This is a genomic window from Segeticoccus rhizosphaerae (assembly GCF_005222685.1).
In the GTDB taxonomy this organism is placed as follows: domain Bacteria; phylum Actinomycetota; class Actinomycetes; order Actinomycetales; family Dermatophilaceae; genus Segeticoccus; species Segeticoccus rhizosphaerae.
The window spans coordinates 19500-33639 of record NZ_SWMA01000043.1 but is presented as its reverse complement, the minus strand read 5'-3'; the positions used below and the strand labels follow the sequence as shown (position 1 = coordinate 33639).

Annotated in this window: 12 protein-coding genes; 3 read left to right on the top strand and 9 right to left on the bottom strand. The window is 71.7% G+C overall.

The window, feature by feature from the left end; genetic code table 11:
* The 7 genes from FCN22_RS22395 to rpsT form a co-directional block, all read right to left on the bottom strand.
* Nucleotides 1-759: SLBB domain-containing protein (locus FCN22_RS22395; RefSeq protein ID WP_238384850.1), on the bottom strand; the 759-nt coding region annotated here is incomplete at its 3' end.
* Between the two features lie 330 nt (nt 760-1089).
* A complete protein-coding gene (locus FCN22_RS19120) occupies nt 1090-2646 on the bottom strand; it encodes a hypothetical protein (protein ID WP_137123159.1) in 1557 nt (518 codons plus the stop codon).
* 168 nt (nt 2647-2814) lie between these two features.
* Complete coding sequence (locus FCN22_RS19115) at nt 2815-3402, bottom strand: glycerol-3-phosphate acyltransferase (RefSeq protein ID WP_238384849.1); 588 nt, start codon at nt 3400-3402, stop codon at nt 2815-2817.
* Nucleotides 3399-4295: a DegV family protein gene (locus tag FCN22_RS19110; RefSeq protein ID WP_137123158.1), complete on the bottom strand. Its 897-nt coding sequence runs from the start codon at nt 4293-4295 to the stop codon at nt 3399-3401. Before FCN22_RS19110 ends, FCN22_RS19115 begins: the two co-directional genes overlap by 4 nt.
* A 9-nt stretch (nt 4296-4304) precedes the next feature.
* Nucleotides 4305-7196, bottom strand: coding sequence for a leucine--tRNA ligase (gene leuS / locus FCN22_RS19105; RefSeq protein WP_137123157.1), 2892 nt, complete (start codon nt 7194-7196; stop codon nt 4305-4307).
* 172 nt (nt 7197-7368) lie between these two features.
* Nucleotides 7369-8043 (bottom strand): lysoplasmalogenase family protein, encoded by a 675-nt coding sequence (locus FCN22_RS19100; RefSeq protein WP_137123156.1) that lies wholly within the window; start codon nt 8041-8043, stop codon nt 7369-7371.
* Between the two features lie 137 nt (nt 8044-8180).
* Nucleotides 8181-8441, bottom strand: coding sequence for a 30S ribosomal protein S20 (gene rpsT, locus FCN22_RS19095; protein WP_137123155.1), 261 nt, complete (start codon nt 8439-8441; stop codon nt 8181-8183).
* 353 nt (nt 8442-8794) lie between these two features.
* Between rpsT and FCN22_RS19090 the strand changes: the two genes are divergently transcribed.
* The 3 genes from FCN22_RS19090 to FCN22_RS19080 are packed head-to-tail and all read left to right on the top strand — an operon-like array spanning nt 8795 to nt 12280.
* Entirely contained in the window at nt 8795-10054 is a 1260-nt protein-coding gene (locus FCN22_RS19090) for an alpha-hydroxy acid oxidase (RefSeq protein ID WP_137123154.1), read from the top strand.
* Nucleotides 10055-10088: 34 nt separating this feature from the next.
* Nucleotides 10089-10946: a nucleotidyltransferase family protein gene (locus tag FCN22_RS19085; RefSeq protein ID WP_238384848.1), complete on the top strand. Its 858-nt coding sequence runs from the start codon at nt 10089-10091 to the stop codon at nt 10944-10946.
* A 35-nt stretch (nt 10947-10981) separates the two neighbouring features.
* On the top strand, nt 10982-12280 hold the full coding sequence (locus tag FCN22_RS19080; RefSeq protein ID WP_202911695.1) for a GHMP family kinase ATP-binding protein: 1299 nt from the start codon (nt 10982-10984) through the stop codon (nt 12278-12280).
* A gap of 14 nt (nt 12281-12294) precedes the next feature.
* Here FCN22_RS19080 and holA read toward each other — a convergent pair whose 3' ends face one another.
* Together holA and FCN22_RS19070 are read right to left on the bottom strand one after the other, a co-directional pair.
* Nucleotides 12295-13311, bottom strand: coding sequence for a DNA polymerase III subunit delta (gene holA / locus FCN22_RS19075; protein ID WP_238384847.1), 1017 nt, complete (start codon nt 13309-13311; stop codon nt 12295-12297).
* Nucleotides 13312-13517: 206 nt separating this feature from the next.
* Nucleotides 13518-14114 (bottom strand): class I SAM-dependent methyltransferase, encoded by a 597-nt coding sequence (locus tag FCN22_RS19070; protein WP_137123153.1) that lies wholly within the window; start codon nt 14112-14114, stop codon nt 13518-13520.
* Nucleotides 14115-14140 lie beyond the last annotated feature (26 nt).

Genomic DNA, 14140 nt, shown 5'->3' with positions numbered 1-14140 from the left:
CCGTCCGGTCACGTCGTCCGACTTGATCGTCAGCAGCTCCTGCAGCGCGTAGGCCGCGCCGTCCGCGGCCACACCGCCAGCGACCGGCGCCCCGCCGACGTCGGGCGGTGCCCCGGGCAGCGGGGTGGGTCGCTCCCCCGGCCTCGGCACGACGATTTGCTCGCCGTCCGCCACTGGCCGGGCGAGGTTGATCTCGCGCAGGTCAGCCCGTCCGGTCGCTCCCCCGGCGGCCCGCACGGCGTCCTTGACCCGTGAACCGGGTGGGAGCCGGACCACCCCGGGATGGCGCACCTGGCCCACCACGTGCACGAGCAGCACCGTCGCGGCGGTGGGGAGCGAGGTCGGCGAGGTGGTGGAAGACGCCATCGGCGTCCGGCCGTCACTCGAGTTGGACGTGGCGAAATCGGCTGGCACCGAACGCTGCACGAGCGGTTTGCCGGCTTGGGCCGCCACGGGGTGCGGTTGGGCGCCCGAGCGGGCCCACGCCACTCGCACGCCGAGCACGAGCCCGGCCAGCACGACGACCACGAGCAGGCCGAGGACCGCCAACCGGCTGGGTCGCACCGCCAGGTCGCGCAGCGCGTCCGGGACGGTGATCAGCGGCGGCCGTGGCGTCTTGGCCGGTCGGTGCCGTCCCTGCGACCGCGCCGCAGTCGAGCGCGTCGGGTCGGGCCGTTGCGGCGTCCAGCCGGAATCGTCGTCTTCCCAAGTTGGTTCGCCCTCGTCTGGGACGGCTGCGGCGGCGCCGGACGCCTCCATCGCAGGATCAGAGGCGGACGCGGCTGGCCTCTCAGCCGCGCCGTCTCGCACAGGTGCAGGTCCGACGACGGGCGGCGGATCCATGCCGAGGATGGCCGCGAGCCGCTCCGGAGGTGGGGGCGGGAGGCGACGACGCGGCATACCGGGCACGTTAGGAGTGCACTGGTGGCACGGCAGCCCACTGCGGCACGGCTGTGGAGGACGAGGTGGCGGCGACCGACTCTGTGGACGACGACCGTCCGCGCCATCACGCCATCACGCCATCACGCCGTGACGCGACAACGCCCGAACGGTCGAGTCGTTCGGGCGCTGTCGCGTAAGGGGATCCGGTTACTCGGACCGGCGGCTCCTCGGGCGCAGGAGCAGGAGCAGGCCACCCAGCAGGGTCATCAGGAGGCCGGCGCCAGCCACGCCGGCGTCGCCGGATCCGGTGTGCGCCAGCTGCCCACCGTCGGTGTGCACGAGCCGCGGAACGACGGGGTCGGACTGCGGTGCCGGGGCCGACGGTGCCTGAGGCAGCGACACGTGCTGGACCGGTGCCGCAGGCGCCTCGACTGCCGGCGAGGCCGGACCTCCTGCCGGGTTTGTGTCGTCCGGCGCTGCCGGGCACTCGTCTCCGGCGGGGACGGCTGCGGACACGAGCACCTGCTCGCCCCAGGCGGCGACGGCCGGGGTCACGACCGTCTTCTCGGTGTGCGACTGCTCCGCCACGGCGTCTTGGTCGGTGACCGTCTTGGTGGCCCCCGTGAGCGACCACCCGTCGCCCTCGGGCGACTCACCGACCGGCAGCCACGTCGTCTCGGTGTCCGTCACAGCCTCGACCGCATCCTGCGCGGGGGCGTCGACGACCGCCCGCGTCCACTCCTGCTGCTGGTGCGTCACCTCCGGATGGTGGATGACCTCGTCGTGGGCGGGCACGTCGACGACCTCGCGGGTGAGGTAGGTCTGCGACCAGTCGGCGCCAGGCGACTCAACGCTCCACTGGTAGACCCAGGTGTAGGTGGGGTCCTGCGCCGGCTGGTCGACGACCTGGCGGGTCCAGTGCCAGACCAGGGTGGACTCGTGGTTGACGGTCTCGTACACGGCCGGGTGGACGACGTCGTGCGAGATCTCCGGCACCTCAGGGGTGCCCGGCTCGAGGACGGTCTCCTCGGTGTCGTTGGACAGGGTGTAGTCGGAGGGGCCCGGGTCCCCCTGGGGCAACCAGACAAAGTCGTTGCCCCCGCGCTCCACCCACTTCACCAGGACCTTCATGACGGCAGGCTTGGCAGGCACATACGCCTGGTCGATGACCTTCTCGGTCCACGCCTCCTTGACGAGCACCTGCTCGGAGTACGCGGCCTCGCCGGTCGTGCCCTCCAGGGTCCATCCGTCGCCCTCTGGCGGGGACGAGCTCTCGGTGTCGGCGCTGTCGGTGCGGTAGGTCGCGTCCTGGCCGGGCTGGTCGACGACCTGCTGCCGCCACTGTCGCTCGGTGACGTACGTGGCGGGCACCGTGACCGTCTCGTCCCACGCCTCCTGGTCCACGACCGTCCTGTTCTCGCCGGTGCGCGACCAGCCATCACCCTCGGGAGCGCCGTAGCCGTCGACGTAGGCGGTCTCCGTGTGCGTCTGCTCGTCGACCGCCGGCACACCCGGCGTGACGACGACCGTCCGCTGCCACTGCGCCTCGTCGTGCGTGACGGCCGCCTTGGCCGCGACGTCGACCACGGTCTCGAGACCGGTCACCGCGGGGACAGCCGGGTGGGCGACCGTCGTGTAGACCGCCGGCTGGGCCGGAGTGCCGCAATCCAGGCCAGCGGCGCTCGCCGCGCCGGCACCCAGGACGCCGCCACCCAACAGGACCGCCGAGCAGACCAGCGTTGCCCAAGACTTTGTGCTTTGCATGTCAAAACCCCGTCATCCCCAGCCGGCGACCATGCCGGCTACTCAGTGGTAACCACTTGGCTACTGAGCAGGAACGTACAAGTTAAAGTCAGGGCTTGGTAAGGAAATGGTAAAGAATTCATCCTTTTGGCCGACGCGGCAGTCGTCCGTTCGCCCGACTGCTGGCGCTCACACCATGTGCAGGGCGGCCCGAATGTTGCGCTGGTGCCGGATGACGACCAGCACCCCGATCGCCACGCCGAAGGTGCGGGCGACCACCTCCGGATCCGGAACAGGACCGGCCAGCGACAGCACGATCAGCGCCGCCGCCGCGCACAGGGACGCGAGAGCCACCCACCGCCCCGCCCACACGACCAGCCCGAAGAGCACCACCATCACCAGGGCGAACCACGGCAGCAGCGCCAGCACGGCACCGAGCGACGTCGCGACACCCTTGCCGCCCCTCCCCCGCAGGAACGGCGAGAACATGTGTCCGAGCACCGCGGCCAGCCCGACGGCGTATGCCGTGAACCGGTCGAGCAGCCACAGGGCCAACAGGGCCGGCACCAGGCCCTTGAGGACGTCCAGCACCCCCACGACGACCCCGTAGCGCAGTCCGAGCAGGCGACCCGCGTTGGTGGCCCCCGGGTTGCCCGAGCCCAGGCGCAGGTCGCCCTGGCGCCGACGCGCGATCATCGTCGCCGGGCTGATGCTGCCGACCACGAACGCCAGCACCACGGCCACGACGAACCAGAGCCACGATCCGGGGCCGGTCAAGACTCGGCCCCCGTCGAGTCGTCCAAGGCGAACGACGAGTCCGGCCGCGGTGACACCACGATGCCGATCGTCCCCGGGCCGACGTGGGCGCCGACGACGGCGCCGAGCTCGACCAGTGCCACCTCGTGCGCCTCGGGCAACCGGTCGCGGAGCCGCTCGGCCAACGCCCCGGCCCGCTCGACCGAATCAAGGTGCTGCACAGCGACATCCACCCCTTCGTCGCCCCCGGTCTCGGTGGCCGCCGCGACCGCACGCTCCTCCATCCGGCCCAGCGCCCGCGACGCCGTGCGCACCTTCTCCAGCGGCTCGATGTGGCCGTCGTCGAGGGTGAGCAGCGGCTTGATCGCCAGGGCGGACCCGAGCAAGGCGGAGGCCGCGCCGATCCGGCCGCCGCGCCGCAGGTACTCCAGCGTGTCCACGTAGAAGATCGCCGTCGCGCGCCCGGCGCGAGACCGGGCGGCCTGGGCCGCCGCCTGCGCCGAGCCGCCGTGCGCCGCAACGTGGGCGGCCGACAACACGGCATACCCCATCGCCATGCCGAGCACCCGCGAGTCGACCACCTCGACCGGCACCGGTGACTGGCGCGCCGCCAGCATGGCCGCCTCGTAGGTGCCTGACATGGCGGCCGAGATGTGCACGGAGACGATCGAATCCGCGCCCTCGGCGGCAGCACGCTCATAGGTCTCGAGGAAGACTTGGGGTGACGGCCGCGAGGTGCTCACCGGGGTGAACGCCCGCAGCGCTGCGGCCACCTCAGCGGTCGACACGTCGACCCCCTCGGAGTGCTCGATGCCCCCCAGCACGACGTGCAGCGGCACCACGTGGATGTCATGGCGCGCGACCACGTCCGACGGCAGGTATGCCGTGGAGTCGGTGACGATGGCGACGCTCACGCGGGCAGGCTACCCGGCCACGATGTTGACCAGCTTCGGCGCGCGCACGATGACCTTGCGCACCGACTGCCCGTCCAGCAGCGCCACGATCTTCTCGCTCGCCAGCGCCGCGGCCTCCAGGTCGGCGTCGCTGATGTCGGCCGCCACCTCGATCCGGTCGCGGACCTTGCCCTGCACCTGGATGACGCAGGTGACCGTGTCCTCCACCAGTAGCGCCGGGTCGGCCTTCGGGAACGGCTCGTAGGTCAGCGAATCCGGGTGGCCCAGCCGGCTCCACAGTTCCTCGGCGATGTGCGGGGCCACCGGGGCGGTCATCACCACGATGGTCTCGGCCGCCTCCCGCGGCACAGCCGGCAGCTTGGTCAGCGTGTTGTTGAGCTCGATCAGCTTGGCGACCGCCGTGTTGAAGTGCAGCGCGTGGTAGTCGCGGCCCACGCCGTCGATCGCACGGGCCACCGCGCGCCGGGTTGCCTCGTCCATCGGCGTGTCGACCACGGTCAGCTCGCCGGTGGCCTCGTCGACGACGTTGCGCCACAGGCGTTGCAGGAACCGCTGCGCGCCGACGACGGCACGGGTCTCCCACGGCCGCCCCTGCTCCAGCGGGCCCATCGACATCTCGTAGACCCGGAACGTGTCGGCGCCGAAGGTGGCATACATGTCGTCGGGGCTGACCGCGTTCTTCAGCGACTTGCCGATCTTGCCGTACTCCCGCCGCACCGGCTGTCCCCGCCAGGTGAACGCCGGCTCCGCGCCGTCGGGCCCGGGCGTCTCCTCGACCTCCTCCGCCGGCACGTACTGCCCGCGGGAGTCGGTGTAGGCGAAAGCCTGGATCATGCCCTGGCTGAAGTACTTTCGGAACGGCTCCTCGGAGTCGATGTAGCCCAGGTCGAAGAGCACCTTGTGCCAGAACCGGGCGTAGAGCAGGTGCAGCACGGCGTGCTCGACCCCGCCGATGTAGAGGTCGACGCCTCCGGGGTCGGTGATGCCCTCGGGCGCCCCCTCGACGGTCGACTCGTGCCGGGCCATCCAGTAGGCCTCGACCTCTGGGTCGACAAAGACCCGGTCGTTGGCGGGGTCGAGGTATCGCAAGTAGTACCAGCACGATCCGGCCCAGTTGGGCATGGTGTTGGTCTCGCGCCGGTAGCGCTTCGGGCCGTCGCCCAGGTCCAGCTCGACGTTGACCCACTCCGGCACCCGCGACAGGGGCGGTTCCGGCGCCGACGTGACGTCGTCGGGCTCGAACGTCTTGGGCGAGTAGTCGGGCACCTCCGGCAGCTCGACCGGCAGCATCGAGTCGGGCAGCGAGTGGGCGTGCCCGTCCTCGTCGTAGACGATGGGAAAAGGCTCGCCCCAGTAGCGCTGGCGGGAGAACAGCCAGTCGCGCAGCCGGTAGGTGACGGTGCCGTGTCCGGCCCCGGAGGCCTCCAGCCAGGCGATGATCGCCTCCTTGGCCTCGTCGACGCTCATCCCGTCCAGGCTGATCTGCGCGTTCGACGAGTTGATCGTCACTCCCGCGCCCGCGTAGGCCTGGTCGGCCGGGTGCCCTTCGGGCGGCTGCACGGTGTGCACGATCGGCAGGCCGAACTTGGTCGCGAACTCGAAGTCGCGCTGGTCGCCGCCGGGCACGCCCATGACCGCGCCGGTACCGTAGCCCATCAGCACGTAGTCGCCGACGAACACCGGGATCTGCTCTCCGGTCACGGGATTGGTGGCGTAGCTGCCGGTGAAGACACCGGTCTTGTCCTTGCCCTCGGACTGCCGGTCCACGTCGGTCTTGCGCGAGGCCGCCAGCCGGTATGCCGAGACCGCCGCGCTCGGCGACGCCTCGGCCCCGGTCCACACCGGGTTGGTGCCCTCGGCCCACTCGCCTGGTGCCACCAGGGACTCGACCAGCGGGTGCTCGGGCGCCAGCACCATGAAGGTGGTGCCGAACAGCGTGTCCGGCCGGGTCGTGAAGACCTCGATCGCCTTCTGCTCCCCCGCCGGAGTCGTCACCGCGAACGCGACCTGGGCGCCCTGCGAGCGACCGATCCAGTTGCGCTGCATGGCCTTGACCTTCTCGGGCCAGTCGACCCGGTCCAGGTCGTCGGCCAACCGGTCGGCGTACTTGGTGATGCGCATCATCCACTGCGACAGGCTGCGCCGGAAGACCGGGTAGTTGCCGCGCTCGGAGCGGCCCTCGGCGGTGACCTCCTCGTTGGCCAGCACGGTGCCCAGCCCCGGACACCAGTTGACCGGGGCCTCGCTGGAGTAGGCCAGCCGCTCGTCGTCGACCGCTGCGCGCTGCTCGTCGGCACTCAACTCGGTCCACGGCCGCCCGTCCGGCGTCGGCCGCTCGCCGCGCTCGAAGGCGGCCACCAGCTCGCTGATCGGGCGCGCGCGACCGGCACGCTCGTCATACCAGCTCTCGAAGATCTGGGTGAAGATCCACTGCGTCCACCGGTAGTAGCTCGGGTCCATCGTGGCGATGCTGCGCCGGTCGTCGTGTCCCAGCCCGAGCCGACGCAGCTGGCGCCGCATCGTGACCATGTTCTCTTCCGTGGTCTTGCGCGGATGCTGGCCGGTCTGCACGGCATACTGCTCGGCCGGCAGCCCGAACGCGTCGTAGCCCAGGCAGTGCAGGACGTTCTTGCCGGTCATCCGGTGGTAGCGCGCGAAGACGTCGGTGCCGATGTAGCCCAGCGGGTGCCCCACGTGCAGGCCGGCGCCCGAGGGGTAGGGGAACATGTCGAGGACGAGCAGCTTGCCGTGCTCCTCGAACGTCGCGACCGCTTCGGGCTCGGCCCACGGGCCGGCGGGGTTGGGCGCGTGGAAGGTGCCCTCGGCCTCCCACCGGTCCTGCCACGCCTCCTCGATCCGGCCGGCCAGCTCGGCGGTGTAACGATGCGGGGTCTCGTTCATGCTCGCGGTCCTCTTCCGGTCACCAGTGCGCGTCGTTGGCTGTCTCCAGTCGCGGTGTCGGACGCACCGCCAGACATGAGAAAACCCCTCACCACGGAGGGGTTTGCCGCGTTGTCGTCCGACCGATCAACGCGGCTGCATAAGGAGCAGTGTGCAACGCATGTGCTCAAGGTTAGCGCAGGCCGCTGCTCGCTGTCGCCGAGGTCAGGGCCCCGACCACCATCAGCACCTGCCCGACGTGGTAGGTCACCATCACCACCAGGTCGGCGCGGGCGCGCGGCCCGACGAACCGGTCCAGCCCGAGCACGAGGTCGGAGACGAGGAAGACCAGCGCGCCGGCCAGCACCAACGGCAGCGCGGTGCCCGCTGCGGTCACCGCGAGCACCGACAGCACGAGCATGTATGCCGTCGTGCCACCACCGAGCCAGGGCCCGCCCTCGCGCGCGGCCCCGGCCTGGACCCGGTGGCCCGCGGTGCGCAGCACGAAGAGCGCGAGGACCAGGACGACGAGCGCGGGGATCCAGTGGAACCCGAGCATGACGAAGGCGACGAGGTAGGCCAGGTCGCTGAGCAGGAAGGCCCCGAGGCCCCCGACGAACGACCGAGCGCCCGAGCCCAGCAGGAACACGTCGCCGACCAGCGCGAGCCCGAGGGCGACGAGCACGGACACCCCGACGTCGGTGCCGGGGGCACCGAGCGTGACGGCGAGCGCGATCAGCGCCAGCAGGGCCAGCGGCTTGGTGACCATCTCCACGCGCGGTGCGGCACGCCATACGGCTGCCCACGTGGCCACCACGAGGGCCGCCAGCACGAGGGCCGCCAGCACGAGGGCGGCGGCGACGGTCATGGCAGCGACGTTATCGACCGGTGGTGACACGACGAAGGCCGCCACCCCGGTGGGGCGACGGCCTTGCGACGTTTGGGCTCAGCGCTTGTGGTCGCGCTCCCTGGCGGCAGGATCGCTGCGCTGCGTTGCCCTTCAGGTCAGAGGGAGGCGGCCTTCTTGGCCATCGCCGACTTCTTGTTGGCCGCGTTGTTCTGGTGGATGACACCCTTGCTGACGGCCTTGTCGAGCTTGGTGGAGGCCACCTTGAGCGCCTCCTGGGCCGCGGTCTTGTCACCCGACTCGACGGCGGCGCTGAACTTGCGGATCCAGGTGCGCAGCTCGCTCTTGACGGCGCGGTTGCGCTCGGTCGCGACGGCGTTGGTGCGGATCCGCTTGATCTGGGACTTGATGTTTGCCACGAGGCTTCTTTCTCACATTCGGGTAGGTCGGTGCTGCTCTGTCATGAGGGCGACAGACGCGCCTCGGGACCGGGCGTGGGGCACCCGTGGTTGAGACGCGCAGGGTGGTGCTCAAGCATGCGCACACGACCTGAGCGCGCACGCGATGGTCAAATCTAGCAGCGCGGGGTGGTCGCGGCCAAAACGGCGGGGCGCCCGCGCAGGTGGACGCGCGGGGGTCGAGCGGCGGTCACGCGGCGGTCACGCGGCGCCGGGCACCTGGCTCGCCGCCTCCGCTGGCCTGTTCCGCCCTCCCGCCTACCCGTAGTCTTCGAGGCAGGTCCGAGCCCGTCGTCGCGAAGGAGTCCGTCACTGTGGTCCAGAGGCAGCTGCCCAAGCCGGCCGAGGTCTTCGAGCTGATGAAGTTCAGGAAGATCGAGCCCAACCTGAAGAAGCGCCGACTGCAGGCCGCGCTGACGATCGAGGACCTGCGCCGGATCGCCAAACGCCGCACCCCCGCCGCGGCGTTCGACTACACCGACGGCGGCGCGGAGGGCGAGATCTCGATGGCCCGGGCCGTGCAGGCCTTCGAGGACGTCGAGTTCCACCCCGCGATCCTGCACGACGTCTCCCGGGTGGACACCTCGACGCAGGTCCTCGGCGGCAGCTCCGCGCTGCCCTTCGGCATCGCGCCCACCGGCTTCACCCGCCTGATGCAGACCGAGGGCGAGGTCGCCGGCGCGGGCGCCGCTGCCCGAGCCGGCATCCCGTTCACTCTGTCGACCCTCGGGACGACCTCGATCGAGGACGTCAAGGCGGCCAACCCCCACGGTCGCAACTGGTTCCAGCTCTACGTCATGCGCCAGCGCGAGATCTCCTTCGGGCTCGCCGAGCGCGCGGCCCGGGCGGGCTACGACACCCTGTTCTTCACCGTCGACGCCCCGGTGGCCGGGGCGCGCCTGCGCGACACCCGCAACGGTTTCTCCATCCCGCCCCAGCTTGGCCTGCGCACCTTCTCCAACGCCGCGCTGCGCCCCTGGTGGTGGTGGGACTTCCTCACCACCGCCAAGCTCGAGTTCGCCTCGCTGTCCGAGACCGGGGGGACGGTGGGCGAGCTGCTGGACTCCGCCATGGACCCGTCCATCGACTTCGACGACCTCGCGGAGATCCGCGCGATGTGGCCCGGCAAGTTCGCCGTCAAGGGCGTGCAGACCCTCGAGGACGCCAAGAAGCTCGCCGATGTCGGCGTCGACGCCATCGTGCTGTCCAACCACGGCGGTCGTCAGCTCGACCGCGCTCCCGTGCCCTTCCTCCTGCTCCCCGAGGTGGCCCGTGAACTGGGCAGCGACGTGGAGATCATCGTCGACACCGGCATCCGCAACGGTGCGGACATCGTGGCCTCGTTGGCGCTCGGCGCGAAGTTCACCCTCATCGGGCGTGCCTACCTCTACGGGCTCATGGCCGGCGGCCGCGAGGGCGTCGACCGCGCCATCGCCATCCTCGCCGAGCAGGTGGTCCGCACCATGAAGTTGCTCCAGGTCGGCAACGTCGAGGAGCTGGGCCCCTCCCACGTGACGCAACTGAGCCGTTTCCACCGGCAGGACCAGGAAAGGGCGCACTCCGTCGGCCGTTGAGTTTCCTTCGGCAGGCTCCCGTTAGGTTGTCCGGGTGACCGTCCCGCGACCCGGCCCGTGTCCCACCCGCGGGACCTCGGCGCCGCCCACGAAGGCCGTCATCCTGGCCCGGGGCCTCGGCACCCGCATGCGCCGTGAGTCCCCGGGCGCCCGACTCGGCGCCGACCAGGCCGACGTCGCCGCGACCGGGGTCAAGGCGATGATCCCGATCGGGCGACCGTTCCTCGACTACGCGCTGTCCGCCCTGGCCGACGCCGGCCTGACCGACGTCTGCTTGGTGATCGGCCCGGAGCACGACGTGGTGCGCCGGCACTACGCCTCGACCCCACTCTCGCGGGTCACCGTCACCTTCGCCGAGCAGGCCGAACCGCTCGGGACGGCCGACGCGGTGCTCGCGGCGGAACCGTTCGCGGCAGACGATCGGTTCGTCGTGCTCAACTCCGACAACTACTACCCCGCGGCGGCGCTGGCCCGGCTGCGGGAGGCACCCGGCTCGGCGCTGGCCGGCTTCGACCGGGAGACGCTGGTGCGCGAGAGCAACATCGACGCCGCACGGATCCGCGCGTATGCCGTGCTGCGAGTTGGCGCGGGCGGTCGCCTCGAGGACGTGGTCGAGAAGCCCGACGCGGCCACCATGGCCGCGCTCGGCGGCGACGCGCCGGTCAGCATGAACGCCTGGCTCTTCACGCCGGCCATCTTCGAGGCCTGCCGACGCACCACGCCCTCCAGCCGGGGGGAGCTGGAGATCACCGACGCCGTCCGGGTCGCGATGACGCAGCTGGGCGAGCAGTTCGACGTGGTGCCGGTCCGCGAGGGTGTGCTCGACCTGTCCAGCCGCGGCGACATCGCCTCGGTCCAGCAGCGCCTGGCCGACGTCCCGGTGTCCCTGTGAGCCGCCGACACGTGGAGCTGCTACGCGCGGCGGGCATGAGCGAACTCTCGGCGAGGCACAAGGAGGCGCCCTTCGAGCGGGCGCTGGCCGCGCTGCGAGGCCTGGGCCGCGACACCTCGGGGCCGGTGCCGAGCTGGTTCGTGCCGGGCCGGGTCGAGGTGCTGGGCAAGCACACCGACTACGCCGGCGGGCGGAGCCTTCTCGCGGCGGTCGAACGCGGGGTCTGCGTGGTCGCGCTCCCTCGCTCGGACCGCACGATCCGCGTCGTCGACGTCGCGGAGGGCGTGGACACGACGTTTGCGCTCGAGCCCGGGCTGCGGCCAGCACTTGGGCACTGGAGCAACTACCCGATGACGGTGGCGCGCAGGCTCTCCCGCAACTTCCCCACGGCGAATCGGGGCGCGGACATCGTCATCGCCAGCGACCTGCCACACGCCTCAGGTATGTCGAGCTCCTCCGCCCTGGTCGTCGCGGTCGCCCTCGCCCTCATCGCGGTCAACGAGCTCGAGAGCACCAACCTCTATCGCGCGCACCTGGGCACCGCCGAGGACCTGGCCGGCTACCTGGGCTGTGTCGAGAACGGGCAGAGCTTCGGGCCGCTCACCGGCGACCAGGGGGTCGGCACGTTCGGCGGGAGCGAGGACCACACGGCGATCCTCGCCTGCCGTCCCGGCCTCCTGTCGCAGTACTCCTTCTGCCCCGTGCGCGCCGAGCGCGTCGTGCCGTTCCCGGACGACCACGTCCTCGTGATGGCGGTCAGCGGGGTGGTGGCGGAGAAGACGGGTGCCGCGCTCGCGGCATACAACGGCGCCTCGCTGGCCACGCGGGCGATCCTCGCCCTGTGGCGCGAGCACACCGGACAGGACGCGGAGAGCCTGGTGGCCGCGGCCGCCTCGTCGCCGGACGCACCGGACCTGCTGCGTTCGCTGGTGGCCGGCGACCGCACACTCGCGGCGCGGCTCGACCAGCTGCTCGACGAGAGCGAGCGGATCATCCCGGCTGCCGGGCTGGCGTTGCAGCGCGGCGACCTGGCCGCCCTGGGACCACTGGTGGACGCCTCGCAGCGGGACGCCGAGCAGGGTCTGGCCAACCAGGTCCCGGAGACCATCTGGCTGGCCCGGTCCGCCCGCGAGCTCGGTGCGGTGGCGGCGTCCGCGTTCGGTGCCGGTTTCGGGGGCAGCGTCTGGGCGATGGCGCCGGCCGACGACGCGGCACGCTTCCGGGCGGCCTGGCTGGACCGCTACCGGGAGCGGTTCCCGGCCCGAGCGGCTGCGGCGTCCGCGTTCACGACCCGACCCGGACCGGGCGCCACCCGCCTGGACCTGTTGGCCTGAGCGGAGGCCGCCGCTCAGGCGGTGCGGCCCTGACGCTCCGTGGCGATGGTGAGGATGGCGCGCTCGACCGCGTAGACCGGGTCTCGGCCTCCGCCCTTGACGTCGAAGTCGGCCGCCGCGACGGCCTGGATCGACCGGCCGAGCGCCTGGGGGTCCCAGCCCCGTGCGGTCTGGCGGGCGCGGTCGACCTGCCAGGGCGCCATACCGAGCTGTTTGGCAACTTCGGCCGAGCGCAGCCCTCGGCTGGCCGACCCGACCTTGACGACCTGGCGCAGCTGGCTGGCCAACACGGCGACGATCGGCACCGGGTCGACCCCGCTGGCGATCGCGTGACGCAGCAGCCGCAGCGCCTCGCCCGCCTGCCCGGCGATCGCCGCGTCGGCCACCCGGAAGCCGGACGCGTCCACCTTGCCACCGTGGTAGCGCTCGACCACCGCATCGTCGACGAGGCCCTCGGTGTCGGCGATGAGCTGCGCGCAGGCGGCCGCGAGCTCGCTGACGTCCTTGCCGACGGCCTCGAGCAGCGCCCGGATCGCCTCGGGGGTGATCTTGCGCCGCTTGCTCCGGAACTCGTTCGTCACGAACCCGGTCTTGTCGCGGTCGGTCTTGATCGCCGGGCAGTCGATGACCCGGGCGTGGGCCTTCTTGGCGGTGTCGAGCACCTTCTTGCCCCGGTTGCCGCCCTTGTGCGCAAGCACCAGCGTGACGTCGTCGGCCGGAGCGGCCAGCAGCGCGAGCACGTCGGTCTGCAGCTCGTCGGACGCCTCGTCGAGGTCGTGCACCACCACCGCCTTGCTGCCCCCGAAGAGGGACGGGCTGGTGTGGACGGCGAGCGAACCCGGTTCGTAGGACGCGGCATACAGCTTGATGACCTCGACCTCGGGGTCGCTGTCGCGCAGCAGGGTCATCGTGGAGGCCAGCGCCCGGTCGGCGAGGACCTGCTCGGGTCCGCTGATCAGCACGAGCGGCGGCACACCGGCGCCGGCGCTTCCGGCGCTTGCCGAGCCGGGCTGCGAGGGGTGGGCGGTCACGGGTCACAGCCTGCCACGGCGGCCCGACAGGTCTCCCCCACCCCGCCCATGCTCCCGCACCGGCCTGTGCTCGGCCCGGCCTTCGCCTGTGCTCGCCTCAGACCGCTCCCGCACCTTCGAAAAACGGCTTGAGGTGAGCACAGGCCGCGGCGGAGGAGGGTGCCGAGCCGGTATGACGGGTCGCTGGCAGGCCGGTCGGCCGCGGGTCAGCGCGTCGCCGGTTTCTCGAAGGCGACCAGGGTGTAGCGGGGAGCCGGCCGCCCCTCGCGGGTGATCCCGCCGACGAACTCGGCGCTGCCGACCTCGGTCAAGCCGCGCGCCTCTAGCCCGGCCGTGACGTCGGCCCGCCGGTCGTTGACCAGGCCGTCGCGGGAGTCGCGTGCGTCTCCGGCCGCCTTGTCCACGGTCGTGACGTAGCGACCACCGGGGCGCAGCACCCGCGCGGCCTCGTCCAGCACACCCTCGACGACACGCGCCGGCAACAGGTGCAGCAGCCAGACCGACGTCACCGCGTCCAGACTCGAATCGGCCACCGGCAACCGCTTCGCGTCAAGCCGCACCTGGGAGCCTGGCAGCCGCCGTTGCGCGACCCGCAGCATGCCCAGTGACAGGTCGCCGACCGCAACCTCGCGCCCGAGCGCCGCGAGCTCGGAGGCGACCGAGCCCGTCCCTCCGGCGATGTCGAGCACCCGCGTCAGGCGCTCCGGCAGGAGCCCGTGGACGGCTGCGGCCGCGGCAGCCGCACGTTCGCGACCTCCTCGCGTGGCGTCATACCGGGCTGCCTCGGCATCGTAGTCGAGCACGTCCCCTCCTCGAAGATCTGCGGCGT